A 25,336-nucleotide genomic window follows, 5' to 3' on the forward strand; every position below is an offset into this window, starting at 1 on the left:
CTCCAGCTGTCCTTTGACTCCGGATACAGCCCGGTCAACGGCGAAGCAGAGCCCCAAGAGAAAGGGCGGCGGAGCTTGAGCTGTCCCTTTTCTGAGCTGAGTCCACTGTCCAAGGAGGATGTATGTCCCCCCCGCAAAAGGATGTACGTGTCTGGCGCCCCTTTATTGTCCGCATCATCCTGCCCTCCCTGTTTGCCATCACCCTCTTTGTGGCGGTGATCTTTTTTCTGATCCTGCCCAGCCTGGAAAAATCGATGATGTCGGCCAAACGGGAGATGATCAAGGAACTCTCCATTGCAGCATGGAGCATCATCGACAAGGCCGAGAATCTGGAAAAAAACGGCAGCTTGAGCCGCAGTCAGGCCCAGGAACAGGCCCTGCTCTACATCCAGTATCTCCGTTATGGTGATGAGATCAAAGACTACTTCTGGGTTATGGACCTGACCCCCAGGATGCTGATGCACCCCTATCGATCCGACCTCATCGGCAAGGATCTCAACAGTTATACCGACCAGGAGGGACGCCGCCTCTTTGTTGACTTTGTCAGGATAGCAAAGGCCAGCGGCGATGGCTATGTCCAGTACTTCTGGGAGAGTAAGGATGAGCCTGCCAGGCTGGTGCCCAAGCTCTCCTATGTGAAAAATTTTGAGCCCTGGGGTTGGATTATCGGCACCGGCATCTACCTGGACGATGTCCGGCTGGAGATCCGCTCACTGACCAACCGCCTGCTGGGGAGCTCCCTGGCGATAACCCTGGTGATCGCCTCGCTGCTCTTTGTGATCACCAGGGAAAGCATGAAGATCGAAGCCAGGCGTCAGGAGAATGAGGCTCGCCTGCGTGAGGCCGGGGAAAAGTACAAGACCCTGGTCGAGGCCTCCACCGAAGGGGTGATGATGATCATCGATCAACAGATCATCTATGCCAATAAAATTCTGGAACGTATCAGCGGCTACAGCGAGCGGGAGATTATCGATCTGGGATTGGCAGATCTCATCGTGCCTGGTCCGCTTCCCGGTCCTGGTATCAGCCGGGTCAGCGAGATCCTCTCCCTCAGAGAGCAGGGCCAACTGGAGGTACTTATACGCCATAAGTGCGGTACCACCTTTGATGCCCTGCTCTCTGTCTCACCCATTGAAATGGGCGGCCGCCAGGGCGTTATCCTGATTATCAAGGATATCAGCACCCAGAAACAGATCGACAAGGAGCTTGGCTCCAGGCAGGAAAAGTTTGAGCACCTCACCGATAACATAGCGATCGGTGTCTTTCGTACCACCTTCGGGGATCAGGAGGTCCTGGTGGAGGCCAATCCTGCGGCTGCGAGGATCTTTGGTATGGCCTCCAGGGAAGAGCTCTTCTCCCTTACCCTGAAGCAACTCTTCACAGATCCGGCAAAGTATCAGCTCTTTGTGCAGACCCTGCGAACCGAGGGGAGAGTCAGCGACATGATCCTGGATCACAGTCAGCCTGGCGGTGCGCGCTTGACCCTGTCGCTGACCGGAGTCGTGGTGTGCAACGAAAGCGGCAGGCAGGCCTACTGCGATGGTCTGGTCGAAGATATCACCGAGCGCTACCGCAGGGAACAGGAGCGGGAGGGGCTGTTGAGTGAGCTCCAGGCCAGTCTGCTCTTCCAGAATGAACCGATACACCGTGCCCATGCCGTGGCCATTCCCTGCTGTCAGCTGGATACCTCCATCGAGCTGGCTGCGCGGTTCATGGTGCATGCCGGCTCAAGCGCCATCCTGGTCCAGGCCGACGGCCAGAGAGAGCCCATCGGGATCCTTACCGACAACGATATTCGTGAACGGGTGGTCGCCGCAGGCCTGCCCTCGAGTGCAGCGGTGTCCACCATCATGAGCGCCCCGCTGATCGGCATCTCCGCCGATGCCCTGGTCTTTGAAGGGATCGTCAAGATGCTGGAGAACCGGGTGGATCATCTCCTGGTCCGCGATGCCACGGGAGCATATTATCGGGTGATCAGTGCCAAAAACCTGCTTAAGAATCAGCAGTATATTCTGACAAAATTGATCAGCGACATAGAGCGGATCGAGAGTCCCCTGCAATTGGCCGAACTGCGCGATCGCCTGCCCAGGCTGGTCCAGCGACTGTTCGACAGTGCCCCGGACGCCCGCAACCTCACCCGGATCATCTCGGCGGTTGCCGAGGCCATCATGCGAAAATGTCTCCTCCTGGCCGTGGACCAACTGGGGCAGCCTCCCTGCAGGTTCGCCTTCATGGCCCTGGGCAGTGTGGGGCGGGAGGAACAGACCCTGGTCACAGATCAGGATAACGCCCTGATCTATGAGGATGTCGACTCTGCCTCGGCGGACAGCACAGCCGACTATTTCCATGCCATGGGTGAGCTGGTCTGTACCTGGCTGGACCAGGCCGGCTATGCCCTCTGCAAGGGTGAGGTCATGGCCAAAAATCCTAAGTGGTGTCAACCTGTATCGGTCTGGGAGGAGTACTTCCGGACCTGGGTCTCGGCCATGGAACCTGCCGATCTCCTCGACACCAAGATCTTTTTTGACTTCCGTTGGGTTTATGGCGACCAGGAACTGGTGGATAATCTTCGTGGCTATCTCCATGAACTTACCGCCAAGAGGCCGTTGTTTTTCTATCACCTGGCACAGAACTGTCTCCAGTCCAAGCCTCCCCTGAATATCTTTAAAAATATAGTGGTGGAATCCAGCGGTGAACACCGGGAGAAGTTCAGTATCAAGAAGGCGATGACTCCGCTGGTGGACTATACCCGGATCTATGCCCTCAGGTATGGGATCGGCCAGACCAACACCTTTGCCCGCTTTCGCCAACTCCTGGCCAAGGGACATCTCAGCGACAAGGAGTGTCAGGAACTGACCATGGTCTACAAGTACCTGCTGGAGTTACGCTTCAAGCACCAGATCCTTGCCCTTGGCGAGAACCGTGAGCCGGACAACTACATCAATCCAAAACTGGTTACCGAGATGGAGCAGGTGCTCCTGCGTGAGGCCCTGGTTCAGGTGGCTGATTTTCAAACCAAGATGGGCTTTGACTTCAAGCAGGTCTGAGCCGCAGCAGCCTGCGCCCAGGGAAAGTTCGGCCAGGCGTGACAACAGGGAGAACCCATGTACCGCACCCCATCCCTCTCCATGATCATCCTCTGCATCCTCCTTGGCCTGGGCGGCTGTGGCTATAACGAACTGCAGGTCAGGGAGGAGGGGGTCTTCAAGGCCTGGGCAGATATCGAGGCCAACCTCCAGCGCAGAAGCGATCTCATCCCCAACCTGGTGGCAACAGTCAAGGGCTACGCAGCCCATGAACAGGCAACCCTGGAGGCCGTGGTCGCAGCCCGGAGCAGGGCCTCCTCGCTGCAGCTGGGGCCGGAGGAGCTGAGCAGCCCTGCGGCCATGGAGGCGCTCCAGGCAGCCCAGGGAGGATTGACTGCGGCCCTGTCCCGCCTGATGGTGGTGGTGGAGCGGTATCCCCAGCTCAAGGCCAGCGCCAACTTTCTCGACCTCCAGAACCAGCTGGAAGGTACGGAGAACCGCATCAATGTGGCCCGCCAACGCTACAATCGGGCGGTGGAGATCTTTAACAGCGGACTTCGCCGTTTCCCGGCCAACCTCACCAACCGCTATCTCCTCCAGCTTGAGCGCAAGGAGTACTTTCAGGCCACGCCCCAGGCAGGTCCGCTCCCCCAGGTCAACTTCAATGGGGCATAGAGGGGCTGGAAGGAGACCGGTGTTCGGGGGCCTGTCCCTGGCCGCGCTGCTGCTCCTGCTCAGCTGGCCTGCGCTGGCCCTGCTCTCACTGCCTCCCCTGACTGCTCTGGTCAATGATCATGCCGACCTGCTCTCCCCTGAGAAGAGGCAACTCCTTGAACAGCAACTGGTACAACTGGAGGCAGAGGATTCCAGCCAGCTGCTCCTCCTGACCGTCCCCTCGCTCCAGGGGGCATCGGTTGAGGAGTATGCACTTGAGGTGGTGGAGCGGTGGCAGCCCGGTCAACAGGGCTTGAACAACGGGGCCCTGCTGTTGGTTGCCGTGAAGGAGCGCAAAATCAGGATAGAGGTGGGCTACGGCCTGGAGGGGGTGCTCACCGACCTCGTTGCCGGTCGGATCATCCGGGAGATCATGGTGCCCGCGTTTCGGGACAATCGCGCCGAGCAGGGGGTCGTGGACGGGATGGAGGCCATGATCCTGACCGTCAGAGGCGAGTTCAGCCGAGTCGCTCTGCCGGCTAAGGAACCGGGCGGTGACCTTTTTGGGGTAATGGTCGCCGCCCTGGCAGGGATCTCATTTTTAGGCCTGATATTTCGACGCAGGCCGCTGTTGGCGAGCCTGGCAACTGGAGGCTATGGGGCCCTCTTAGCCCTGGTAACGCCTCTTATCCAGGGTGGCCTGGCCCTGGCCGCTGTGGCGGCTGCTGCAGCCCTTGGTGGACTGCTGATGGCGGTTGGCGCTCTCAGGTTCTCTGTTGGTCGCAAGCCCGGTGGTCGGCGCCAGGGGCGCCCGGACGGGCCGCGTCGCTCTGCCAACCACTCTGTGGACAGATCCCGGCTGAATGGAGAGGGGAGAGAGGAGGGCAGGGCAGAGACTTCCCGGGGGGCAGGAAGGGGAGGTGGCGGTGGCTCCGGTGGCGGCGGTGCCTCTGGGGAGTGGTGATGATTCGGGGCTGCTGTAGTCCCTGTATCGCCTCGACCGGTCGGAGAGGCTACCAGCAGCGAAAACGGACGTTCCAGCCGCTGTTGAGGATGGTGCCGATCACCGGCGACTTGATTTCCCTGGGCCGGAACTCAAAATCGTGGGCCTGTCTGCCCCTGTAGGCCTCCAAATTCCACTGCTCGCCGCGTTTGAGCTGGAGCATGGGCCTTGGCCGGGCAAAGAGGGCGGTCTTGGCCCGGGCCGTACCCGGCTCAAAGCTGACCCTGCGAAAGCGATCACTGACCAGTACCGTCCGGGTGGCCGGCTGAAAGACCAGGTGCAGTTCATAGAGTCGCTTCAAGCCGGCCCGTTCCAGGTGCTTGCGCCAGGCCTGGTCCTGGTGATGCCAGCTGATGATCAGCTTCTTGCGGCGCTCCCTGGTCCGGACTGGCCCGTTGAGCGCATTGATGTCCAGGAGCAGGCTCTTCAGTTCCTCCAGGGGCAAGGGCTCGCCCTGGCCCGGAAAGAACCAGATCTTGCCGATGAGCAGGGAAAAGGCAGGGGGCAGGGAGCAGAGGACCAGGAATCCCCAGGAGCAGAGGGTCAGCAGGTAGGTCCTGCCCTCCAGGGCTGCCCCGGCCAACAGTACGGGGACCAGAGTGAGGCAGTAGCAGAGGCAAAGCAGGAGGAAACCCACCAGGGTCAGCAGGTAGCGTTTCAACATGGGCTGGTCGCTCTGGGAAAGATCATCATGACTGGGCTCTGCAGAGGCGCCTCTAGGCTGGTCGCATTCATCTTCCGGTTCATTCTTCCATTCTTCTAAAGGGCCTGCACCGATTGGGGGTGGAGCCGGAGTTTGCCGCTTGAGGAATCCATGGTGGCCTCCATGCCCATGATCAGTGCCTGGTTACGCTGCTGGTGGCCCAGGGGAAAGTTCCCCCAGATAGGCAGCCCCAGGCCCTGGGTCAGCTCCAGAACCCGCTCCCAGACCTGTTCCTGGAGGCGCAGGCATTCCAGCTGCCGATCATCTCCCGGATCAAAGGTTCCCAGGATCAGACCGGCCAGCTGTTCCAGCCGGCCGCTGAGCGCCAGCTGGGTCAACATCCGATCCAGGCGATAACCGCACTCTGCCGTATCTTCCAGAACCAGAATTTTTTTCTCCCAGGAGCCGTCCCAGGGGGTACCCAGGAGATGGACCAGGGTGGTCAGGTTACCGCCGCTGAGTCGCCCCCGGGCGGTGCCGCCGCGGAGGATCTCCAGCTGTCTGCTCTGCAGATACTCGGGGATTTCGCCGCTGAGCAGTGCAAACAGCTGGTGGACACTCTCCTGGTCATGACGGGCCAGGGAGGTGACCACCGGACCGTGGATGGTGGCCAGGTTGGCGCCATTCAGGAGCCCGTTGAGCAGTACGGTCAGGTCACTGAAGCCGACGAGCAGTTTGGGATTGCGCTGCAGGGCTTCAAGCGGGAGATGGGGTAAGAGCCGCAGACAGCCATAGCCGCCCCGGATGGCCATCACCGCCTGGACCGTGTCATCTGCCCAGAGTGCGAGCAGGTTGCCGGCCCTTGAGCGGTCATCATCGGCCAGGTAGGGATGGTTGGCCTGGACAGGGCCCTGAACCTTGACCTGAAAACCAAAGTCCCTGATCAGCCGGACCCCGTCCTCAAAGGCACGCATATTTCTGACTGGTCCTGCAGGGCAGAACAGGCCGATGGTGTCACCCCTGCGCAGACGGGGCGGTAAGAGGGGTCTCTGATTCATCGCTTGCTCGTATTGAGTTCATGGAGCAGCTTCAAACCGTTTAAGGTGAGCTGGGTATCGATATCGGTGAGGCTCTGGGCATAGGGCCTGATCAGCTCAGCCATGCCGCCGGTGCCGATGACCCGGACCTCTTCGCCCTCCCTGACCAGCTCCCTGCTGAGGACCTTGATCATTCGATCGATCAGGCCACCAAAGCCATAGAGCATCCCGGAATGGATCGCCTTGACCGTGGTGGTGCCTATGGGGTTCTCCGGGGTGACATCGATATCCAGACGGGGCAGCTTGGCCGTGCGCGAGGCCAGGGCATCGAGGGAGATGCCGATACCGGGATGGATGGTGCCGCCCAGGTATTCCTGGTTATTGCTGACACAGTCAAAGGTGATGGCCGTACCGAAATCGACCACAATAAAGGCAGAGCGGTACCGCTCCCAGGCTGCTACGGCATTGACGATCCGATCGGCGCCTACCTCGGCTGGATTTTCAATCTTGATCTCCAGGCCGCCCAGGTTGAGCAGATGATTCACGGCCAGGGGGGGATGATCCAGATTGAGATAGTTTTCGGCAAAGTTGAACCAGCTGCTTTCCAGGGTAGGGACCACCGAAGAGACGATAAAGCCGGTGATGGTCTTGGGGTCGATCTTGGCCATCTGAAAGAGGGCATGGTAGCGGATAGCCAGTTCATCGGCGGTCCGGTCCTGGCTGGACTGGAGGCGCCAGTTTGCAATAAATCTGTTGTTATGCAGTATACCACTGACAGTGTGGGAATTACCGACATCAACGGCAAAAAGCATGTAATCACCTGCGGTTAAGGGTAAGGCTGGAAACTGGTTGTCTCGCTGCTTTCCGGCCATGGGGTGGTTGAAACGATACAGGGGCGGCCGACGACAGCGTCCCTGTCCGACCGGCCTGGGGTTGGCCCTGCAGTTGAGCAGGGTTCAAGTAATTTGGCCAGGTTTCCTGGGAATAATTGTCTTTTTAGCCTGGGGTTGTTAAGATATTCCACTTTGAGAAATAATTCCAGCTTGAGGGCCTCTTGGCGAATGATATTTTTTCGGCAAGGACCAGCCTGATCTGAAAGTTTCTCCTGTTTATCTATTTGTTATTGTTGCGTTAATTATTTGCAGCCCGTCCCCGGGGCAAGGGGAAAGGATTTGGCGCAGGCGTCTCCTGCACCGAGCTCCGCCGGCCGGCCCCACCAAGAGGAGGACCAGATGTCTCAGCTCTATATCCAGGTGCAGACCACTGTTGCAGCCGAGGGCGATGCCCAACGCTTGGCCCACCAGGTGATGGAGAAACACCTGGCCGCCTGTGTCCAGATTGCGCCCTGCAACTCCATCTACCGCTGGCAGGAGAGGCTGGAACAGGAAACCGAGTTTCTCTGTACCATGAAAACCAGAGCAGATCTCTTTCCTGCCCTGGAGCAACTCATGGACGAGGTCCACCCCTATGAGTTGCCCGAGCTCATCGCCCTGCCCCTGGTTGATGGCTCTGCCGCCTATCTGCAATGGCTGGAGCAGGCCCTGCAGAGTCCGGAGAAGGCGTAGGGAGCGGCAGCTTCAACGGGAGGCGGTGGCCGGTGTTAACACTCCATGCCCCCATTCCGGGGATCGTTCCCTGTTCCTAAAACCCAGATGGAGCCCCATGTCTGAGAGCGCCTCGCCTCGGCGGAGAAGACGCCGTAAAGCATATAAGTGTCACTGCTGTCAAGAAGAAAAACCCTTTTGTTGGAGCTGTACCTGCGGTTTTGAGATCTGTCCCGAATGTTTTCAGGAAAACAAGTGGGGCATCAGCAACGGTCCGACCTGGATCTGTCCCGACTGTGAACGTATCCATATGATGGAGTAGCGGCAGCAGCGACGCGGCACAGAGAAGGGTCGCAGGCCGCATGGTGGCTCAACCCGCGACCAGGTAGCCATCAGGCAAACAGTACTATTTTTTCAATCCATACCCACGAGCTTCATGTCCAACCATCAGTACGACGAATCAAAGATCAAGACCCTCAGTTCGCTGGAGCATATCCGCAAACGACCGGGCATGTACATCGGCCGCCTGGGAGACGGCAGTCACCCCGACGACGGCATCTATATCCTGCTCAAGGAAGTCATCGACAATGCCGTTGATGAGTTCATCATGGGATTCGGTAAGCGAGTCGAGGTCGGTGTCGAAGACACCGGCATGTGCCGGATCCGCGACTATGGCCGGGGTATCCCCCTGGGCAAGGTGGTGGAGTGTGTCTCGGTGATCAACACCGGCGCCAAGTACAACACCGATGTCTTTCAGTTTTCCGTCGGGCTCAACGGGGTGGGTACCAAGGCGGTCAACGCCCTCTCCACCAGCTTTACGGTCTGTGCCTTCCGGGACGGGGCCTTTAAACGGGCGACCTTCTCCCATGGCACCCTGGTGAGTGAAGAGGAGGGGGAGAGCGCAGAGAAGAACGGTACCCTGATCGAGTTTTATCCGGACCCGGACCTGTTCCCCAACTATGTCTATGACCCGGCCTATATCGAACAGCGGCTCTGGCGTTACGCCTATCTTAACGCCGGTCTCACCCTCCAGTGGGGGGAGCTGACCTTCTTCTCCAAGAACGGGCTCCAGGATCTGTTGGAGCGGGAGGTGAACAGTAACGGCATCTACAACCCGGTCCACTTTGTCGACCCGACCCTGGAGTTTGCCTTCACCCATACCGATGACTACAGCGAGGTCTACTTCTCCTTTGTCAACGGCACCTATACCAGCGAGGGCGGCACCCATCTCTCTGCCTTTCGCGAGGGCTTGCTCAAGGGGGTCAACGAGTTCAGCGGCAAGAAATTCAATGGTCAGGATGTGCGTGGCGGGATGGTGGGGGTCTTTGCGGTCAAGGTCCAGGAGCCGGTTTTTGAATCCCAGACCAAGAACAAACTGGGCAACACCGACATCCGTTCGGCCATCGTCACCACGGTCAAGGATGCGGTGGCCAACCACCTCTACATGAACCAGGAGTTTGCCGAACTGCTGATGGATAAGGTCCAGCGCAACGAACGGGTTCGACGGGAACTCCAGTCGGTGCGGCGGGAGGCCAAGGCCAAGGCCAAGAAGGTGGCCCTGAAGATACCCCAGCTCAAGGACTGCAAGTACCACCCCAGCCGGCAGAAGCCCTCCAAGAAGGGACGGCAGAACATGCTCTTCATCACCGAGGGGCAGTCGGCGGCCGGCTCCATCGTCAGCTCCCGGGATCCCATGACCCAGGCGGTCTTCTCCATCAAGGGCAAGCCCATGAATGTCCTGGGGCAACGGCTGGACCTGCTCTACAGAAACGATGAGATGTACTCCCTGATGCGGGCCCTGGACATCGAGGATTCCATCTCCAACCTGCGCTTTGACCAGGTGATCCTGGCCACGGATGCCGATGTGGACGGCCTGCATATCCGTAACCTCTTGCTCACCTTCTTCCTCCACTACTTTGAACCCCTGATCAAGTTCGGCCATGTCTTTATCCTGGAGACCCCCATCTTCAGGGTACGCAACAAGAAGAAGACCATCTACTGCTACTCCGATGAAGAGAAGGAAGCTGCCTTTGACGAGCTCAAGGTCAACGGCAGGGGGGAAAAGTCCATCGAGATGACCCGCTTCAAGGGCCTGGGCGAGATCTCCCCTCCGGAGTTTAAACAGTTTATCGGTGCAGATATGCGGATCAAGCAGGTCAGGATCGACTCGCTCAGTGAGGTCAGCCGGGTGCTCAAGTTCTACATGGGCAAGAACACCCCGGAACGGCGCCAGTATATCATGGATCATCTGACATTGAGGCCGGTATGAGTGAACTCGTAGAGCACCGCCAGGGAAAGCTGCATCAGCTCTTTGATTCCAACTTCCTGGAATATACCTCCTATGTGATCCGGGAACGGGCCATCCCTGACGTGGATGACGGCCTCAAGCCGGTCCAGCGGCGGATCCTCCAGACCCTCTACAACATGGATGACGGTCGCTTTCACAAGGTGGCCAATGTGGTGGGGGAGACCATGAAGCTCCACCCCCACGGTGACCAGTCCATCTTTGCTGCCCTGGTCAACCTGGCCAACAAGGAGTACCTGATCGAGCGTCAGGGCAACTTCGGTAACATCTTTACCGGCGACCAGGCCTCGGCGCCCCGTTATATCGAGTGTCGACTTACCCCCCTGGCCCGGGAGACCCTGTTCAACCCGGATCTGACCGAATTCATCGACTCCTATGACGGCAGGATGGCGGAACCGGTCTGTCTGCCGGTGAAGATCCCTCTGCTGCTGCTCCTGGGTGCCGAGGGTATAGCCGTGGGCATGGCCACCAAGATCATGCCCCATAACTTCAACGAACTGCTCCAGGCCCAGATCGATTACCTCCAGGGCCGGGAGTTCACCCTTTACCCTGATTTTCCCAGGGGCGGGATCATCGATGTCAGCGACTATGACCACGGCAACGGCCGGATCCGCTGTCGGGCCAGGATCGAACAGCCTGATTCCAAGACCATTCACATCACCGAGCTGCCCTACAACATCACCACCCATACCCTGATCGATTCCATCGAACGGGCGGCCAAGAACGGTAAGCTCAAGGTGGCCTCGGTCAACGACTACACCGCCGAACAGGTGGAGGTGGAGATCAAGCTGCCCCGCGGCATCCATGCCGAAGAGACCATCGACGCCCTCTACGCCTTCACCGACTGCGAGGTCAGTGTCTCCCCCAGCCTGATTGCCATCGAAGAGGCCATGCCCAGGCAGATCAAGGTGGAAGAGGCGCTGGCACGCAGTACCGATCGTCTGGTGGCCAACCTTACCAGGGAACTTGAAGTCGAGCTGGGTCGCCTCCAGGCCAAGTGGCATGCCCGCAAACTGGAGCAGATCTTCATCGAGGAGCGGATCTATAAGCGGATCGAGGAGGAGACCAGCTACAAGGCGGTGATCAGTGTGGTCCGCCAGGGCCTGCTGCCCTTTGCCGACGAGCTGCAGCGCAAGGTGGTGACCGCTGATATCGAGCGCTTGCTGGAGATCAAGATCAGACGGATCTCCCGTTACGATATCAAGCGGCAGCAGAAGGAGCTGGCCGAGATCACCAAGGGAATCGAGACCATCAGCGGCCATCTCAAGGATATGGTGGTATATACCACCAACTATATCCAGGGGTTGCTGAACAAGTTCGGCCAGTTCTATCCACGCAAGAGCAAGCTCGGCACCCTGGGAGAGGTGGATGCCCGCGCCGCGGCCCTCTCCAACCTCAGCCTGGTCTATCAGAAGGAGAGCGGTTTCCTCGGCTGCAAGCTGAAGGTGGAACACCCGCGCAAGGACGTGGAGCTGGCCTGTTCCGAGTATGATCGGATCCTGCTGATCTTTAAGAACGGCAGCTACAAGGTGGTGAGTGTCCCGGAAAAGCTGTTCATCGGCAGTGAGCTCTATTGGATGGGGTTGGTCCAGCCTGAGCAGACCTTTAACCTGATCTACCGTAACGGCTTGGAGAACCTGACCTATATCAAGCGCTTCAAGACGCCTAAGTTCATCCTCAACCGGGAGTATCAGCTCTTTGAGGAGCATAAACGCTCGGCTATCCTCTTCCTGGTCACCGGGGAGACAGATATCCGGGCCCGGGTCAGTCTGGTCCCCTCTTCCAGGGCCCGCTACAACAGTCAGGAGATCGAGTTTAACGACTACCTGCTCAAGGGTCCCACGGCCAAGGGCAAGCGGGTCTCCAACCGGGTTGTCCGCCGGGTCAGCAACCTCACCGGTACCCCCAGGAAAACGGCCACCGTCCCGGCTGAGCTGCCAGGTTTTGCCCCCAAGAAAGAGGACACTGCTGACTAGGCCTCGCTGCCCCGTCCATCCTGCCAGAAAAACAGGCTAAAAAAAAGCCGGTCGCCCCGGCCTGAGGCTGGGGCGACCGGCTTAGCCACTCCCTCTCCGGAGGAGGGGGGGGCGACCGGATGTAGGCGTCTTTAGATGGAGGTCTTTTCCAGGATCTCCCGGCTGCGCTTTACCGCACAGAGGTCACCGCACATGGTGCAGACGTCCTCGTCAATGGGCTGGGAAGACTTACGATAGGCCCGGGCCTTCTCCGGATCCATGGAGAGCTCGAACATCTTCTCCCAATCCAGTTCCTTCCTGGCATGGCTCATGGCGTTGTCCCAGTCGATGGCGCCAGGGATGCCCTTGGCCACGTCGGCGGCATGGGCTGCGATCCTGGAGGCGATGATGCCCTCCTTCATATCCTGCTCATCCGGGAGGCGGAGGTGTTCCGCCGGGGTGACGTAGCAGAGGAAATCGGCGCCATAGGTGGCGGCCAGGGCGCCGCCTATGGCGGAGGTGATGTGATCGTAGCCTGGGGCCACGTCGGTGACAATGGGACCCAGGACATAGAAGGGCGCACCGTGACAGAGCTTTTTCTCCAGCTGCATGTTGGAGACCACCTCGTTGAGGGGCACATGGCCGGGGCCTTCGATCATCACCTGGACATCTTGCTCCCAGGAGCGCTTGGTCAGCTCGCCCAAGACGATCAACTCCTGGATCTGGGCCGCATCGGTGGAGTCGTGGAGACTGCCCGGACGGAGGCCGTCTCCCAGGCTCAGGGTAACGTCATACTGGCGACAGATCTCCAGCAGCCGGTCATAGTGCTCGTAAAAGGGGTTCTCGGCGTCGTTCTCCTCCATCCAGTGAAGCAGCAGGGAACCGCCACGGCTGACCACGTTGGTCAGGCGGGGGTTGTTCTTCAGCCGTTCCACGGCGGTACGGGTCAGGCCGGCGTGGATGGTCAGGAAATCCACCCCGTCCTCGGCATGCATCTTGACCACATCAAAGAAGTCGTCCACGGTGATTGCGGGTACATTCTTGCCGTAGCGGGCAACCGCATCGTAGACCGGCACGGTGCCGATCATGGCCGGGCAGACCTCCACGGTCCGCTTGCGGAATGCCTGGGTATCGCCAAAGGTGCTCAGGTCCATGATGGCGTCGGCCTTGAGTTCCACCGAACGATGGACCTTGACCAGCTCGGCGTCTACGTTACAGCAGTCCTCGGAGACGCCCAGGTTGACGTTGATCTTGGTGCGCAGGCCGGAACCGATACCGCAACCCACCAGGTTGGGGTGGTTATGGTTGGCAGGGATGACAACCTGGCCGGCAGCCAACTTGCTCAAAAGCTCGGACTCGGAGATGGCCTCAGAGGCCAGCACGTCCTTCATCTGCTTGGTGACAATGCCCTGGCGGGCGGCATCCATCTGGGTGGTATAGTTGCTCATGAAATTCTCCAAAAATAATCCGTAAGAAAGGAATAATCCGTTCCCCGCTCTCTTTTGGCGGAAGAATCGGGGCTCACTGTTACTGGTTAAAACTCTGATTCAGGGTGCGGACCATGGCCGGGATATCCTCGGCCCCGACGATCTCGCTGACCAGGCAGACGCTTTCGGCGCCGCGGCCGGTGACCTCGGTGATGGTGTCCTCCTTGATGCCGCCGATGGCCACAAAGGGCAGATCCGAGTGGTTGACCGCGTAGTCCAGGTACTCCAGACCCACGGGTGCACAGACATCCTCCTTGGTCTGGGTGGCATAGATGGGGCCCACCCCGATATAGTCTGCGCCAACCGTGGCGGCAGCGTCGGCCTGGGCCGGGGAGTGGGTGGAGAGGCCGATCAGCTTATCAGGGCCGAGCAGGCGGCGCACCGCCTCCACCGGCAGGTCATCCTGGCCCACATGGACGCCGTCGGCATCCACCAACTGGGCGATGTCCACGAAGTCGTTGACGATAAAAACAACCCCGTGATTTCTGGTAAGCTCCCTGATCTGCCGACACTCCTCAAGGATGGACTGGTAGCTCTTCAGGTGTCTCTTTTCCCGATACTGGATCACCTTGATGCCGCCGTCGATCATTGCCCGGGCAACCTCCAGGTTGGAACGACCCTGGGAGAGTCGTTCGGCGGTGATCCCGTAGAGACCAGAGGGGAGGGTAGGTTTAGCTCTATTCATGCTGTGTACCGTGTTGAAGGAGTATTGCCGTCATCCGGGCAGCCACGGCCAGTACCTTATGGGCATAGAGCCGGTTGGTGCTGCAGTCGCTGACCATGTCGCCGACAATATGACAGTTGCCCAGACGCCGGCTGGTGATGGTGTCCACCTCCAGGCCTGCGATACCGCTGGCTGAGACCACCAGGGATTTACCGCTGCTGAACTGTTCCAGGATCATCTTCTTGTCATCACCGTTGTCCAGCCCCTCGACAATGGGATCACAGTCTGCAAACAGGGACTCGATGTTGGCCGGGGTGATGGTCTCCACCACCGTGGTGATTTCCACCTCCGGATTGATCCGGGTCAGGTTCCGGGCCAGGGTCTCCACCTTGAGCCCGCCCACCTGATCGGCGAAGTAGAACTGCCGGTTCAGGTTGGAGGGCTCGATCCGGTCAAAATCGACGATCTTCAGGCAGGTAACCCCGCTGCGGACCAGGTTGACGGCCACGTTGGAGCCGATCCCGCCTGCCCCGGCGATACCGATCATCATATGCCCCGGTCCCAGTCCTTGTAGATCGTCTGGTAGCCGTGGGCGCTGATGGCCTCGGCCACCTGGACCACACTGCGGTCGTCGGTGATCTCAAACTGGGGAGGATCCCGGTCCTCCTCCATGGAGTAGCCGCCTACGCTGGTGCAGACCCCGGCGGAAAAGCGGGTGGCTCCCAGTTGGATCAGGTTATCCCGCATCCTGGCGTTCTCACGGGTGGAAACCGTGACCCCGAAACGGGGCTGGAACAGGCGCAGGGCCAGGAGGAACTGGACAAAGGTCCGGTCATCCACCGGATAGTCTGGCTGGAACTCGCAGTCTGCCGGATTGAAGCGGGGCAGGGAGATCGAGATCTCGGTGTCGATATAGCGCCGGTCCAGGTAGTCGGCGTGCAGGCCGGTGAAAAAGAACTCACTCCTTTTTTCCCCAAGCCCTAAGAGAGCCCCGATGTTGACCATCCGCATTCCGGCCTTGGCGCCCCGCTCCGGGCCGTCCAGACGGTAGCGGTAGTCCCGCTTCTTGCCGCGGAGATGGACCTGTTTGTAGAGCTCCTCGTTGTAGGTCTCCTGGAAGAGGGTGAGTCCATCGACGCCTGCCTGCTGCATCTGGCGATACTCGTCGGTATCCATGGGAAATATCTCGATGGATACCGAGGCAAAGTGCTTCTTCAAACAGGCCACCGCCTCCAGCAGGTACTCCATGGGGGTCACGGCCTTGGCCTCACCGGTGAGCATCAGCAGGTGCTGGATTCCGGTCTCGGCGATGGCCCGGGCCTCCAGGTCGATCTCCTCCAGGTTGAGCTTGCGGCGCTTGATGGAGTTGGAGGTGTTAAATCCGCAGTAGATGCACTGATTGGAGCAGTAGTTGGAGATATAGAGCGGTGCAAAGAGCTGGATGGTCCGACCGAAGTACTGGACCGTGAGTCGATTGGCCTTTTCGGCAATCAGCTCCAGGTGATTGGCCGCCTCCGGGCTGAGCAGGGTCAGGAAATCCAGGGGTTGGAGGGTATCCTTGGCCACCACCTGATGCACCTCCTCGGCGCTGATCCCAGCAAAAAAATCCTCAAAGGGAAAATCTTGATACTGTTGGACTATTTCATAAAATGACATGGCTGCCTCCTGGGCAGAGGATGGGATCAATCAAGAAAACCGGTCAGGGGTGATGAGGCCCTGGCTGTGAGGCTGGTCTCTGCAGATTCGGCCAGATAGGCGGCGCGGCCGGCACGGACGGCCAGATCAAAGGCCTGACCCATGACCTCCGGATCGCGGGCCGTGGCAATGGCGGTGTTGACCAGGACGGCATCGGCGCCCATCTCCATGGCTGCAGCTGCCTGGGAAGGCAGGCCGATACCGGCATCAACGATCACCGGTACGCTGCAGTTTTCGATGAGCATGGCCAAAAGCGGTTTGGTCTCCAGGCCCCGATTGGTACCGATGGGCGCACCCAGGGGCATGATCGCAGCAGCTCCTGCCGATTCCAGCCGTTTGGCCAGGGGCAGGTCAGGCAGCACATAGGGAAGGACCACAAAGCCCTCCTCGGCCAGAATCTCGGTGGCCTTGAGGGTCTCGTAGTTGTCCGGCATCAGGTACTTGGAATCGGTGATCACCTCGATCTTGATAAAGTTGCCGCAACCGGCTTCCCTGGCGATCCTGGCGACCCGGACGGCCTGTTCGGCGGTACGTGCACCAGAGGTGTTGGGCAACAGGGTGACCGTATTTGGGATGAAGTTAAGGATATTCTCGGTCTCAGAAGTGAGGTCGATCCGCCTGAGGGCTACGGTGATCATCTCCGAGCCGCTGGCAGCGAGCATCTGGGGGATCTGGCTGTTGGCGGCAAACTTACCGGTACCGGTGAAGAGGCGGTTGGTAAAGGTCTTCTCACCCAGGGTGAGGGCTGTGTCTGACATGGTTCATCCTCCTCCGACAAAGCTGAGCAGTTCAAGAACATCATCTTGGCTGAGACGGGTCTGTGCCCACTGCTGCTGTCGGACAATTTGACTGTTATGCTCTACCACCAGTGATTCCCTGGGCAGTTCAAGCTCGCTGATGAGTTCGTCCAGGGTGGTGGCGTTGATTTGGGTGGCTTGTCCATTGATCTGTAGCTGCATACCTATTTCCTCTGCGCAAAAAAAAAGCCGCCTACCCGGCACGGGCAAGCGGCTTAAATATCAACAGTGTAATCACAGGTGATTCAATGTGAGCCGCTTTCCTTCGCCGGTATTACCCGGATCAGGTTCTAAGGGTTGGATCGTGTTCCTCTCAGCAAAGAATGCACCCCTAGCGATTGGCGTCTTAATATCCGGGTTCGTGGCCTTTGTCAACTGCTTATGGAAAAAAAGATGGAGGAAAGAGGGGCGCTGCAGGGACGTGCTCAAGGGGGAGGCAGAGGGAGATGGGCTCCAGGAGACTGGCTTGACTAGAAATTGTCAGGAAAGGCGTTGGAGTCGCGGCGATAGAACTTATGGGAACCGTAGCGGGCGACAAAGGTCATATCTGCTGCCCAGTGGGGATTGACCCGCAGGTGGTGGTAGTAGGTGGACCCCTGGGTAAAGTCAGGGGTGGTCAGGGCCTTGAGGGCCATGCTCAGGCTCTGCTGAAAGGCATTGATCTCGGTGGGCAGGTAGGATCGCTTCTGTTGGGTCCAGCTGAACTGGTAAGGGGCCCTGACGATCTCGGCAACGCTCTTCTGGCGGATGATGGCCCGGTTCAAGGTGACATGGGCCACGGCCAGTTGGCCGATCTCAGGTTCCCCCCGGGCCTCATGATAGATGTTGAGGGTCAGCCACAGTAATCCTTCCAAAAAACTCATACGACACCGTTTCCAGCGGGGATATTTCCAGGCCGGTTGGCCAGGGAAGTTCCCTTTAGACAGTTTTAGAGGAGCCTGCTCTCCAGATCGCGCAGGGAGTAAGTCGCAGTCAAGCGACACTTCCGGGGGAGGCAAGCTCCTCCACCGGCGGGACCATGCTGTGCTGGCCCAGCTCCGACTTCTCCAGTGTTTTGAGGAGATCTGAGGGAGGTCCGGCCGGAACCCGGGATTCTGCTGCTCTCCCTGGTGAAGAGGCATCAACATACCATGAGCTGGCAAAAGCGGCAACAAAGACTCTGAATGGAGACAGTTTTGCACCTTTCCACTATCCGGGAAAAATCCAGGGTTACTGTTGAGCAGGTCACCTCCCACAACAGCGGCAGCGCTTGGGCGGTGCTCAAATGGTCTCCCTTTGGCGGTTCAGGCGTGTACGGGAAGGGGTGACAGTCACAGCCAGCCCTCTCTTCACTTCTCCTGGCAACAGGGGCAGAGAAGAGCTGTTGAAAAGAGAAAATTATGCTATGATCACTTGAAATATTGTGCAGCTGTGATAGTTTGCGCCTTTTTTTTCCGAGCTACGCACTATCCTTTCAGCCAATCCCGTACCAAGAGCAGACAGAAGACAATGAGCGCAACAGTTATCCGAGGATCAGAGATTGCCCAGACCATCCGGGCAGAGATCGCCGAAGAGGTAAAAAAACTCCAGCAGGAGCAGCAGATCACCCCCGGCCTGGTTACCATCCTGGTGGGCGAGGATCCTGCCTCCCAGTCCTATGTGGCGGCCAAGAACAAGACCGCCGGCCAGCTGGGCATCCATTCCAAGCAGCTAACCCTGCCGGCAGAGACCAGCGAGGCCGATCTCCTGGAGATCGTGGCCCGCTATAACCAGGATGAAACCATCCACGGTATCCTGGTGCAGCTGCCCCTGCCCAGGCATATTGATGAGGGCAAGGTCCTCTTTGCCATCGATCCTGCCAAGGATGTGGATGGCTTTCATCCGGTCAATGTGGGCAAGATGGTCCTGGGCGAGCAGTGCTTCCTGCCCTGCACCCCCCACGGTATCCTGGAACTGCTCAGCCGTTCCGGGGTGGAGACCTCCGGAGCCGAGGTGGTGATCATCGGCCGCTCCAACATCGTGGGCAAGCCCGTGGCCAACCTGATGCTCCAGAAGCGAGATAGCGGCAATGCCACGGTGACGCTCTGTCACACCCGGACCAGGGACCTCCAGTTTCATACCCGGCGTGCCGATATCCTGATTGTGGCCGCAGGGGTGGCCCAGATGATCGGAGCAGAGGATGTCAAGGAGGGGGTGGTGGTCATCGATGTGGGCGTCAACCGGGTGGGCGAGACCGCCTCGGGTAAGGCCAAGCTGGTGGGTGATGTGGACTTTGAGGCTGTGGCCGCCAAGGCTGCCGCCATCACCCCGGTACCCGGTGGGGTTGGTCCGATGACCATTACCATGTTGATGAAGAACACCCTGCAGGCCGCCCGGCAGGCAGGAGAACTGCAGACCTCATAGAACCAGGATCGAGGTGAAGCATGGAGACGAGCAAGAGAACGATCTGTGATACCTGTGGCGGTTCCGGTGAGATCGGCTTCTTCCAGGGGGAGAGTCGATTTCTGCTTACCCGGGAAGAGTGCCCGGCCTGCTGCGGCCTCGGCTACCTCCTTGACGAGGAGTCAGCTTCGGACGGGGAACAGGGCAAAGAGGAAGATCAAGCCTAAATTCCCAGGCCCTTCGCCATGTTCCAGCCCTTTCCCAAGGCTGAGCATGGCGAGCTTTCCCCGCTATCCGTTATCCACTATCCCCCAGCGTCTCCAGCCTGATTATGAACTTTCTGCTTCCAGGCAGAGCTCACACCTGAGCCGCGCGTCTAACAGCGCTTCCCCCTTCACGCCCCCCCTGGAGGATACCCCAGTAAAGATTTTGCCCATGGCCAGTTCCTTCCCTCTTTTCCTTTTCCTGCTCCTTCTGCTCCTGCCCCTCAGCTCTTCGGCGAGCCCCCGGGAGCGGTGTCTTAGGCAGTTACTGGCCAGTGCCGCAGACAGCGTCACCGTAGGAGAGTTGCGGGCACGCTGCCGTGCGCAGCAGGAGGATCTGTCACCGGACCTGAATCCGCTGGCCCTGGCCGAACCGGCGGCGTCCCCAAAAGGTGCACCTCCCGGTGTCCTGGGCCAGCGACTGCAGGAGGAGGGCTGGCAGGTGCTCAAGCCCTTTACCCTGATGGCCCACCGGCCCAACTATCTCCTGGTTGGGGCCTATAACGATTCCGGCTACAGTCCCAGCCACTTTGAAGAGGCCCTGGGCCAGAAATCCATCAAGCTGGACCGGGTGGAATCCCAGTTTCAGCTCTCCATCAAGTTTCCCCTGCTGCTGGATATCCTGGGTTCTCCCCTGGATCTCTATGCCGCCTATACCAACCGTTCCTTTTGGCAGGTCTTTAACGATGACCTCTCCTCGCCCTTTCGCGAGACCAACCACGAGCCTGAAGTGTGGCTCCAGTTTCCCGGGAGCCGGAATCTTCTCGGTTTCCATAACCGGATCAATGCCATCGGGATCAACCATCAGTCCAATGGCCAGGGAGGATCCCTGTCAAGGAGCTGGAACCGGATCTTTGCCTGGTTTACCCTGGAGCGGGGCGACATGGTCCTGAGTTTCAGGCCCTGGATCCGGATTCAGGAGAGTCAGGAGAGTGATGACAACCCTGATATGACGGATTTTTTAGGTCACTACGAGCTCGCTGCCGCCTACCGCTGGGATGAGCATGTCTTTACCATCATGAGTCGCAACAATCTGGAGTCCGGTTTCCGTCGCGGGGCGGTTGAGCTCAGCTGGAGCTTTCCCCTCTGGGGCTGGCCCTACCTTCGCGGCTATCTCCAGTACTTCAACGGGTACGGTGAGAGCCTGATCGACTACAACCAGCATGCCAACCGGATCGGTATCGGCTTTTCCCTGACCGATTGGCTCTAAATCCTTTCCTGAAATCCTAGCCTTTGATTTTCCCTGCTAAGGGCATATAATAAAAGCTAATCCCCATCGGTAAACTCCCCGGGCATGTCGCTGTCTCTGCAGGCCGCTGCCCAGGGGAGTGATGTCTCTGCCCCCGCCCCTGACCATGGAGGGGGATTCGTTCCTCTCTTTTTTAAAGGGTATCTTGAATAATGAGATTTTTCGATCAAGGTCAAGGCGCGAGATCAAATTTTAGTGGAGGCATATAGTCGATATTCCGAGACTAAAATTTTGAGCGCAACGCCGAGGTTGGAAGAAAAAGCCATTATTCAAGGTAGCCTAAAGAGGTTTGCCATGCCGAAGAACCATCTCCTGCTTCTGCTCCTGTCCTTCAGCCTGTTCCTGATCAGCGGCTGCAGCCCGGTTCAGGTCAGTTATGATTATGACCAGGACGTCGACTTCAGCACTATCCGTAGCTATGCCTGGCAAGAGGCCAGGAGCAGCGATAACGGTCTGGAGGATAATCCCCTGCTTAAAAAACGGATCATCGCCTCGGTGGAAGCCTACCTGGGGACCAGGGGCTATACCAGGGCCGCCCCGGGCACGGCGGACATCTATCTGGTTCTCCACGCCGGAGTAGAGGAGAAGACCCGGGTAACCAACTGGGGGGGGGGGCCGCCGATGGATCCCTGGTACTCTCCCTGGAGGGGGAGAGGAGGGAGCTATTACTACCCTGATCGGGTTGAGGTGCGTACGTACACCCAGGCTACCCTGATCATCGATATGCTGAGCCCGGAGAGGAGAGAACTCATCTGGCGGGGTGTCGGCAAGGGGCTGGTCCGGGAGTATCCAGATCCCAAAACCATGCAGCGGGAGGTTGACATCTATGTGGCGGAGATCCTCAGCCGTTTCCCGCCGGGAGGTGGAACAGAGTAGGCATGATCGCAGCCCGCGCCTTTCAGCTTGCAATCGTTCCGGCTTGCTGGTACCCGTTGTGGAGGTGGCGCACGGTCTCAGGCGGGAAGAACGTCCACCGGTCCCATGGCGGACTAGAGGAGAAGAGGTATGGTTTTCAGTGAACAGGAAGGCGTGAACAGCAGCAGGCAGGATATGGCAAAGAATGTAAAGACCTTGGAGATCGAGGCCCCTGAAATTGACCTTAGCAGTCATCAGTGGTTCCTCAACCGTGAGCTGACCTGGCTTGAATTTAATCGCAGGGTGTTGGCCGAGGGCCAGGATAAGCGTAACCCCCTGCTGGAGCGGGTCAACTTTCTGGCCATCATCAGCTCCAACTTTGACGAGTTCTTCATGAAACGCATCGGCGGCCTGAAGCAGCAGGTCGGGGCAGAGTTGAAGAAGCTCTCCGATGACGGCCGTACCCCCCAGCAGCAGATCGATGAATCCTACCAGGTTGTCCGTGACATCCTGGGCCAGCAACAACTCCTGGAAGACCAGCTGCTCCAGCAGCTCAGGAAGAAGGGCATCCAGTTGCTGGAGTATGGCCAGCTCAACGATACCCAGCGTAAGGGCATTGATGCCTACTTCCTGGAAAATATCTATCCCCTGCTTACCCCCCAGGGCATGGATCCGGCCCATCCCTTTCCCTTTATCTCCAACCTCTCGCTCAACCTGCTGGTCTCCACCCATCACCGGGGCAACGATCATATCTATCTCAACCGGATCAAGGTGCCCACCGGCGTGGGAATCCCCCGCTTCATCCGGATTGCCCCAAAACAACACCTCTATGTGCGTTTTGAGGATGTGATCGCCAACAATTTGGAGACCGTCTTTCCCGGGATGGTGATTGCCAGCAGTGAGCTCTTTCGGGTCACCCGCAATGCGGTCACCGAAAACACCCTGGATCAGGCCATCGACCTGCTCTCCATGATCGAATCCGCCCTCAGGGACCGTAAATTTGCCGAGATCGTCCGTCTGGAGGTGAGCGACAACATGAGCCGCCAGCATCGGGGGATGCTGGCAGCAGAGCTGGGCATCGACTCCCGCAAGGATGTCTTCACGGTCAAGGGGATCATGGATAAGCGTGATCTGTTTCAGATCGTAGGCCTGGATCTGCCGGAGCTCCATTTTCCCATCCACCAGCCCCTGGACCACTTCCGGCTGGCCGGTGATTTCCCCAATATCTTCCACCAGATTCGGGAAGAGGGCACCATCCTCCTTCAGCATCCCTACGAGTCGTTCAGCTCTTCGGTGGAGCGGTTTCTGATGGAGGCGAGCTGCGACCCCAAGGTGTTGGCCATCAAGATGACCCTTTACCGCACCTCCTCGGATTCCCGCATCATCCAGTATCTCCTGGATGCCGCCCATAACGGCAAGCAGGTGGCCGTGGTGGTGGAGTTGATGGCCAGATTTGACGAGTCAGCCAATATCCACTGGGCAAGCGCCCTGGAAGAGGCCGGGGTCCATGTCACCTACGGGGTCGTCGGCCTCAAGACCCACTCCAAGGTGATCTTTGTGGTCCGCCAGGATTATGGCGGTCTCAAACGTTACGCCCATATCGGCACCGGTAACTATCATTCAGGCACGGCCCGGCTCTACTCGGATCTGGGCATTCTCACCTGTGACCATGATATCGGTACCGACCTCACCGAACTGTTCAACTACCTCACCATGGGCTACGCCCCCCTGCGTAACTACACCAAGCTGCTGCCTTCACCCAAGGTCTTGAAGGCCACCCTGCTGGAGTACATCCAGCAGGAGATTCAGCTCCACTCGGAAAAATGCCCTGGCCTGATCCAGTTCAAGACCAACGCCCTCACCGACTCGGACATCATCACCGCCCTCTATCAGGCCTCCCGGGCCGGGGTCCAGGTGGACCTGCTGGTCCGGGACAGCTGTCTGCTCAGACCGGGCCTCCCTGATCTCTCCCATAACATCCGGGTGGTCTCCATCGTGGGGCGCTTTCTCGAACATGCCAGGATCTACTACTTTCAACATAAGAACAATGAAAAATACTTCATCGGTTCAGCAGATCTGATGAAGCGTAACCTGGAACGGCGGGTGGAGGTGATCACCCCCATCGAGACAGCCGAACTGCGCAGTCAGCTCCGGGAGATCATCGATCTTCAGCTCGATGATCAGCGCGGCGCCTGGGACATGCAGCCTGACGGCAGCTATATCCAGCGACACCCCAGGGGGCGGGGCGAGAGACGCTGCTCCCAGGAGATCTGCATGGAGCGCAGTGCCGTGCGTCTGGCCGAGGCCAAGCGTCGCTTCAAGAAGGAGAAGTACGCCAAGAAGATCGCCAAGCGAAAGAAGAAGTAGCGCTCTTCAAGGACCGCTGCAGGCTCCATGACTCCTTTGCCATCCCCTTTACCCTTTAGCCGGGGTAGGGGGGGGAATCGGTGTAGCCAGCCGGTCCGGGGGTGTACCAGAGGGACATGTCCTCGTACGGGGCCAGGGGCCAGCCATGTTGCCAACGCTCCACCAGGTCGGGATTGGTGATATAGGGCCGGCCAATGGAGACCATCTCGGCAACGCCTGCGCCGATGCGCTCTTCGGCATCTCCCCTGCTGTAGCCGCAGTTTCCCATGATCAGTCCATCGTAGCCTGCCCTGCATTCTGCCAGAGTCACGGGCTCTCCCAGGCCATGAAAGCCAAAGGCCAGACCATCCATGATATGGAGATAGCCCAGGCCAAGCGGCCTGAGTTGCTCCAGCACATAGAGAAAGAGCTCGCGGTAATCCCTGCTGCCCATGTCATTGAACACGCCGTTGGGAGAGAGCCGCACCCCGACCCGGTTGGCAGGCCATACCTCCATCACCGCGGCAAGCACCTCTCCCAGCAAACGGTAGCGATTTTTCAGGCTGCCGCCATAGCGGTCCTGCCGGAGGTTGGTCTTGGCATCGAGGAACTGGTTGAGGAGATAGCCGTTGGCGCTGTGCACTTCAATCCCGGAGAAACCGGCCTCCATGGCATGGAGTGCAGCCAGGCGATAATCGGCAACCGTGGCCAGGATCTCGTCTGTCCCAAGCGGCCTGGGCGTTTCATACTCCTTGGTTCCCAGGGGAGTGTGGATATGATCACCCTGCAGTTTCACCGCCGAGGCCGAGACCGGCAGCGCACCTGCGTGAAAATCACTGTGGGAGACCCGGCCGCAGTGCCAGAGTTGCAGAAAAATCGGGGTGCCGCTTGGTTCAAGTCTGTGAGTCACCCTGCGCCAACCCTCCACCATTTCCGGGGTATAGATCCCCGGCGATCCTACCCAGCCGTTGCCCTGGGCAGAAACCACGGTGGCCTCGGTGATGATCATCCCGGCGGAACGCCGCTGATAATAGTATTCGGCCATCAGTTCATTGGCCACCCGGCTCTCTCCTGCCCGTCCCCTGGTCATGGGCGCCATGGCGATCCTGTTGTTCAGGCTGAGGTCTCCTAGGGTCAGTTGCTCAAACAGTCTGCTGCTCATCATCTTCTCCTTGCAAAGTCTGCTGTTCTCGATGGGCCTGGGAATGGACCTCTCAACGATTGTACTATAAGTCACTTTCTTGCCCTGTCCCTGCTTTAAAGCCCTGAAGCAGGAAACTTTTGGCTCCTCCTCTCATCCCGCCCCCTTGTTCTCAATTTCCAGAGTCCAGCTTCCCGGGGTCACCTCTTTGTGTCCGTCTATAATTTGAAAGATGGAGATTCAACGGTAAAATAAGATCGTTACAAATACTTACATATCATAACAAAAACACAACAGACAAGTATTGCCAT

The 25,336-nt window shown here is 58.7% G+C and carries 22 protein-coding genes and 1 riboswitch; of the genes, 11 read left to right on the forward strand and 11 right to left on the reverse strand.

The features are described 5' to 3' along the window. Window positions 1-122: 122 nt before the first annotated feature. The 3 genes from G494_RS25370 to G494_RS0109745 are packed head-to-tail and all read left to right on the forward strand — an operon-like array spanning window position 123 to window position 4,644. The gene (locus G494_RS25370) at window positions 123-3,047 is read left to right on the forward strand and encodes a DUF294 nucleotidyltransferase-like domain-containing protein (RefSeq protein ID WP_051305573.1); all 2,925 of its coding nucleotides are present in this window, start codon (window positions 123-125) and stop codon (window positions 3,045-3,047) included. Between the two features lie 57 nt (window positions 3,048-3,104). Further along, window positions 3,105-3,701 carry a LemA family protein gene (locus G494_RS0109740; protein WP_028584390.1) on the forward strand — a complete coding sequence of 199 codons (597 nt, stop codon included), beginning with the start codon at window positions 3,105-3,107 and terminating at the stop codon, window positions 3,699-3,701. Between the two features lie 19 nt (window positions 3,702-3,720). Next, on the forward strand, window positions 3,721-4,644 hold the full coding sequence (locus G494_RS0109745) for a TPM domain-containing protein (RefSeq protein WP_051305574.1): 924 nt from the start codon (window positions 3,721-3,723) through the stop codon (window positions 4,642-4,644). A gap of 49 nt (window positions 4,645-4,693) precedes the next feature. Here G494_RS0109745 and G494_RS0109750 read toward each other — a convergent pair whose 3' ends face one another. The 3 genes from G494_RS0109750 to G494_RS0109760 form a co-directional block, all read right to left on the reverse strand. Continuing rightward, window positions 4,694-5,347, reverse strand: coding sequence for a hypothetical protein (locus G494_RS0109750; RefSeq protein ID WP_028584392.1), 654 nt, complete (start codon window positions 5,345-5,347; stop codon window positions 4,694-4,696). A 95-nt stretch (window positions 5,348-5,442) separates the two neighbouring features. Next, a complete protein-coding gene (locus G494_RS0109755) occupies window positions 5,443-6,384 on the reverse strand; it encodes a S66 peptidase family protein (RefSeq protein WP_028584393.1) in 942 nt (313 codons plus the stop codon). Then, the gene (locus G494_RS0109760; protein ID WP_028584394.1) at window positions 6,381-7,175 is read right to left on the reverse strand and encodes a type III pantothenate kinase; all 795 of its coding nucleotides are present in this window, start codon (window positions 7,173-7,175) and stop codon (window positions 6,381-6,383) included. The genes G494_RS0109755 and G494_RS0109760 overlap by 4 nt, the downstream gene beginning before the upstream one ends. A 420-nt stretch (window positions 7,176-7,595) precedes the next feature. Between G494_RS0109760 and cutA the strand changes: the two genes are divergently transcribed. The 3 genes from cutA (at window position 7,596) to G494_RS22755 (ending at window position 12,188) form a co-directional block, all read left to right on the forward strand. Further along, the gene (gene cutA / locus G494_RS0109765; RefSeq protein WP_028584395.1) at window positions 7,596-7,928 is read left to right on the forward strand and encodes a divalent-cation tolerance protein CutA; all 333 of its coding nucleotides are present in this window, start codon (window positions 7,596-7,598) and stop codon (window positions 7,926-7,928) included. A 415-nt stretch (window positions 7,929-8,343) separates the two neighbouring features. Next, a complete protein-coding gene (locus G494_RS0109775) occupies window positions 8,344-10,176 on the forward strand; it encodes a DNA topoisomerase IV subunit B (protein WP_028584397.1) in 1,833 nt (610 codons plus the stop codon). Further along, a complete protein-coding gene (locus G494_RS22755; protein WP_051305575.1) occupies window positions 10,173-12,188 on the forward strand; it encodes a DNA topoisomerase IV subunit A in 2,016 nt (671 codons plus the stop codon). The genes G494_RS0109775 and G494_RS22755 overlap by 4 nt, the downstream gene beginning before the upstream one ends. A gap of 131 nt (window positions 12,189-12,319) precedes the next feature. On the opposite strand, the gene thiC is transcribed toward G494_RS22755, so the two are convergent. From thiC to G494_RS0109815, 7 genes are all read right to left on the reverse strand, one after another. Then, window positions 12,320-13,615 (reverse strand): phosphomethylpyrimidine synthase ThiC, encoded by a 1,296-nt coding sequence (thiC, locus tag G494_RS0109785; protein ID WP_035246093.1) that lies wholly within the window; start codon window positions 13,613-13,615, stop codon window positions 12,320-12,322. 79 nt (window positions 13,616-13,694) lie between these two features. Further along, a complete protein-coding gene (thiE, locus tag G494_RS0109790) occupies window positions 13,695-14,339 on the reverse strand; it encodes a thiamine phosphate synthase (protein WP_028584399.1) in 645 nt (214 codons plus the stop codon). After that, window positions 14,332-14,868, reverse strand: coding sequence for a sulfur carrier protein ThiS adenylyltransferase ThiF (gene thiF, locus G494_RS0109795; RefSeq protein ID WP_028584400.1), 537 nt, complete (start codon window positions 14,866-14,868; stop codon window positions 14,332-14,334). The genes thiE and thiF overlap by 8 nt, the downstream gene beginning before the upstream one ends. Further along, entirely contained in the window at window positions 14,865-15,974 is a 1,110-nt protein-coding gene (gene thiH / locus G494_RS0109800) for a 2-iminoacetate synthase ThiH (protein ID WP_028584401.1), read from the reverse strand. The genes thiF and thiH overlap by 4 nt, the downstream gene beginning before the upstream one ends. Before the next feature lie 26 nt (window positions 15,975-16,000). After that, entirely contained in the window at window positions 16,001-16,771 is a 771-nt protein-coding gene (locus G494_RS0109805) for a thiazole synthase (protein ID WP_028584402.1), read from the reverse strand. Between the two features lie 3 nt (window positions 16,772-16,774). Further along, window positions 16,775-16,972 (reverse strand): sulfur carrier protein ThiS, encoded by a 198-nt coding sequence (gene thiS, locus G494_RS0109810; protein WP_028584403.1) that lies wholly within the window; start codon window positions 16,970-16,972, stop codon window positions 16,775-16,777. Window positions 16,973-17,053: 81 nt separating this feature from the next. Next, window positions 17,054-17,153: riboswitch (TPP riboswitch) on the reverse strand. Between the two features lie 127 nt (window positions 17,154-17,280). Then, on the reverse strand, window positions 17,281-17,673 hold the full coding sequence (locus tag G494_RS0109815; RefSeq protein WP_028584404.1) for a cell wall hydrolase: 393 nt from the start codon (window positions 17,671-17,673) through the stop codon (window positions 17,281-17,283). Window positions 17,674-18,298: 625 nt separating this feature from the next. On the opposite strand from G494_RS0109815, the gene folD reads away from it, so the two are divergent. The 5 genes from folD to ppk1 all read left to right on the forward strand — a co-directional run bounded on the left by folD (window position 18,299) and on the right by ppk1 (window position 23,905). Next, window positions 18,299-19,192 (forward strand): bifunctional methylenetetrahydrofolate dehydrogenase/methenyltetrahydrofolate cyclohydrolase FolD, encoded by an 894-nt coding sequence (gene folD / locus G494_RS0109820; RefSeq protein ID WP_028584405.1) that lies wholly within the window; start codon window positions 18,299-18,301, stop codon window positions 19,190-19,192. Between the two features lie 20 nt (window positions 19,193-19,212). Further along, a complete protein-coding gene (locus G494_RS0109825) occupies window positions 19,213-19,398 on the forward strand; it encodes a hypothetical protein (protein WP_028584406.1) in 186 nt (61 codons plus the stop codon). A gap of 208 nt (window positions 19,399-19,606) precedes the next feature. Then, on the forward strand, window positions 19,607-20,644 hold the full coding sequence (locus tag G494_RS0109835; protein ID WP_028584407.1) for a phospholipase A: 1,038 nt from the start codon (window positions 19,607-19,609) through the stop codon (window positions 20,642-20,644). A 333-nt stretch (window positions 20,645-20,977) separates the two neighbouring features. Further along, a complete protein-coding gene (locus G494_RS0109840) occupies window positions 20,978-21,559 on the forward strand; it encodes a DUF4136 domain-containing protein (RefSeq protein ID WP_028584408.1) in 582 nt (193 codons plus the stop codon). 174 nt (window positions 21,560-21,733) lie between these two features. Next, window positions 21,734-23,905 (forward strand): polyphosphate kinase 1, encoded by a 2,172-nt coding sequence (ppk1, locus tag G494_RS0109845; protein WP_028584409.1) that lies wholly within the window; start codon window positions 21,734-21,736, stop codon window positions 23,903-23,905. Window positions 23,906-23,960: 55 nt separating this feature from the next. On the opposite strand, the gene G494_RS0109850 is transcribed toward ppk1, so the two are convergent. Beyond that, entirely contained in the window at window positions 23,961-25,049 is a 1,089-nt protein-coding gene (locus G494_RS0109850; protein WP_035246096.1) for an alkene reductase, read from the reverse strand. Window positions 25,050-25,336 lie beyond the last annotated feature (287 nt).

Origin of the sequence: Desulfogranum mediterraneum DSM 13871 (assembly GCF_000429965.1) — a bacterium.
GTDB classification, from domain to species: Bacteria; Desulfobacterota; Desulfobulbia; order Desulfobulbales; family Desulfobulbaceae; genus Desulfogranum; species Desulfogranum mediterraneum.

What these genes read in the sequence shown, in the direction of transcription:
- G494_RS25370 (WP_051305573.1), top strand. Translation starts at nt 123, where the DNA reads ATGTCCCCCCCGCAAAAGGATGTACGTGTCTGGCGCCCCTTTATTGTC.
- G494_RS0109740 (WP_028584390.1), top strand. Translation starts at nt 3,105, where the DNA reads ATGTACCGCACCCCATCCCTCTCCATGATCATCCTCTGCATCCTCCTT.
- G494_RS0109750 (WP_028584392.1), bottom strand. Translation starts at nt 5,347, where the DNA reads ATGTTGAAACGCTACCTGCTGACCCTGGTGGGTTTCCTCCTGCTTTGC.
- G494_RS0109755 (WP_028584393.1), bottom strand. Translation starts at nt 6,384, where the DNA reads ATGAATCAGAGACCCCTCTTACCGCCCCGTCTGCGCAGGGGTGACACC.
- G494_RS0109760 (WP_028584394.1), bottom strand. Translation starts at nt 7,175, where the DNA reads ATGCTTTTTGCCGTTGATGTCGGTAATTCCCACACTGTCAGTGGTATA.
- cutA (WP_028584395.1), top strand. Translation starts at nt 7,596, where the DNA reads ATGTCTCAGCTCTATATCCAGGTGCAGACCACTGTTGCAGCCGAGGGC.
- G494_RS0109775 (WP_028584397.1), top strand. Translation starts at nt 8,344, where the DNA reads ATGTCCAACCATCAGTACGACGAATCAAAGATCAAGACCCTCAGTTCG.
- G494_RS22755 (WP_051305575.1), top strand. Translation starts at nt 10,173, where the DNA reads ATGAGTGAACTCGTAGAGCACCGCCAGGGAAAGCTGCATCAGCTCTTT.
- thiC (WP_035246093.1), bottom strand. Translation starts at nt 13,615, where the DNA reads ATGAGCAACTATACCACCCAGATGGATGCCGCCCGCCAGGGCATTGTC.
- thiE (WP_028584399.1), bottom strand. Translation starts at nt 14,339, where the DNA reads ATGAATAGAGCTAAACCTACCCTCCCCTCTGGTCTCTACGGGATCACC.
- thiF (WP_028584400.1), bottom strand. Translation starts at nt 14,868, where the DNA reads ATGATGATCGGTATCGCCGGGGCAGGCGGGATCGGCTCCAACGTGGCC.
- thiH (WP_028584401.1), bottom strand. Translation starts at nt 15,974, where the DNA reads ATGTCATTTTATGAAATAGTCCAACAGTATCAAGATTTTCCCTTTGAG.
- G494_RS0109805 (WP_028584402.1), bottom strand. Translation starts at nt 16,771, where the DNA reads ATGTCAGACACAGCCCTCACCCTGGGTGAGAAGACCTTTACCAACCGC.
- thiS (WP_028584403.1), bottom strand. Translation starts at nt 16,972, where the DNA reads ATGCAGCTACAGATCAATGGACAAGCCACCCAAATCAACGCCACCACC.
- G494_RS0109815 (WP_028584404.1), bottom strand. Translation starts at nt 17,673, where the DNA reads ATGAGTTTTTTGGAAGGATTACTGTGGCTGACCCTCAACATCTATCAT.
- folD (WP_028584405.1), top strand. Translation starts at nt 18,299, where the DNA reads ATGAGCGCAACAGTTATCCGAGGATCAGAGATTGCCCAGACCATCCGG.
- G494_RS0109825 (WP_028584406.1), top strand. Translation starts at nt 19,213, where the DNA reads ATGGAGACGAGCAAGAGAACGATCTGTGATACCTGTGGCGGTTCCGGT.
- G494_RS0109835 (WP_028584407.1), top strand. Translation starts at nt 19,607, where the DNA reads ATGGCCAGTTCCTTCCCTCTTTTCCTTTTCCTGCTCCTTCTGCTCCTG.
- G494_RS0109840 (WP_028584408.1), top strand. Translation starts at nt 20,978, where the DNA reads ATGCCGAAGAACCATCTCCTGCTTCTGCTCCTGTCCTTCAGCCTGTTC.
- ppk1 (WP_028584409.1), top strand. Translation starts at nt 21,734, where the DNA reads ATGGCAAAGAATGTAAAGACCTTGGAGATCGAGGCCCCTGAAATTGAC.
- G494_RS0109850 (WP_035246096.1), bottom strand. Translation starts at nt 25,049, where the DNA reads ATGATGAGCAGCAGACTGTTTGAGCAACTGACCCTAGGAGACCTCAGC.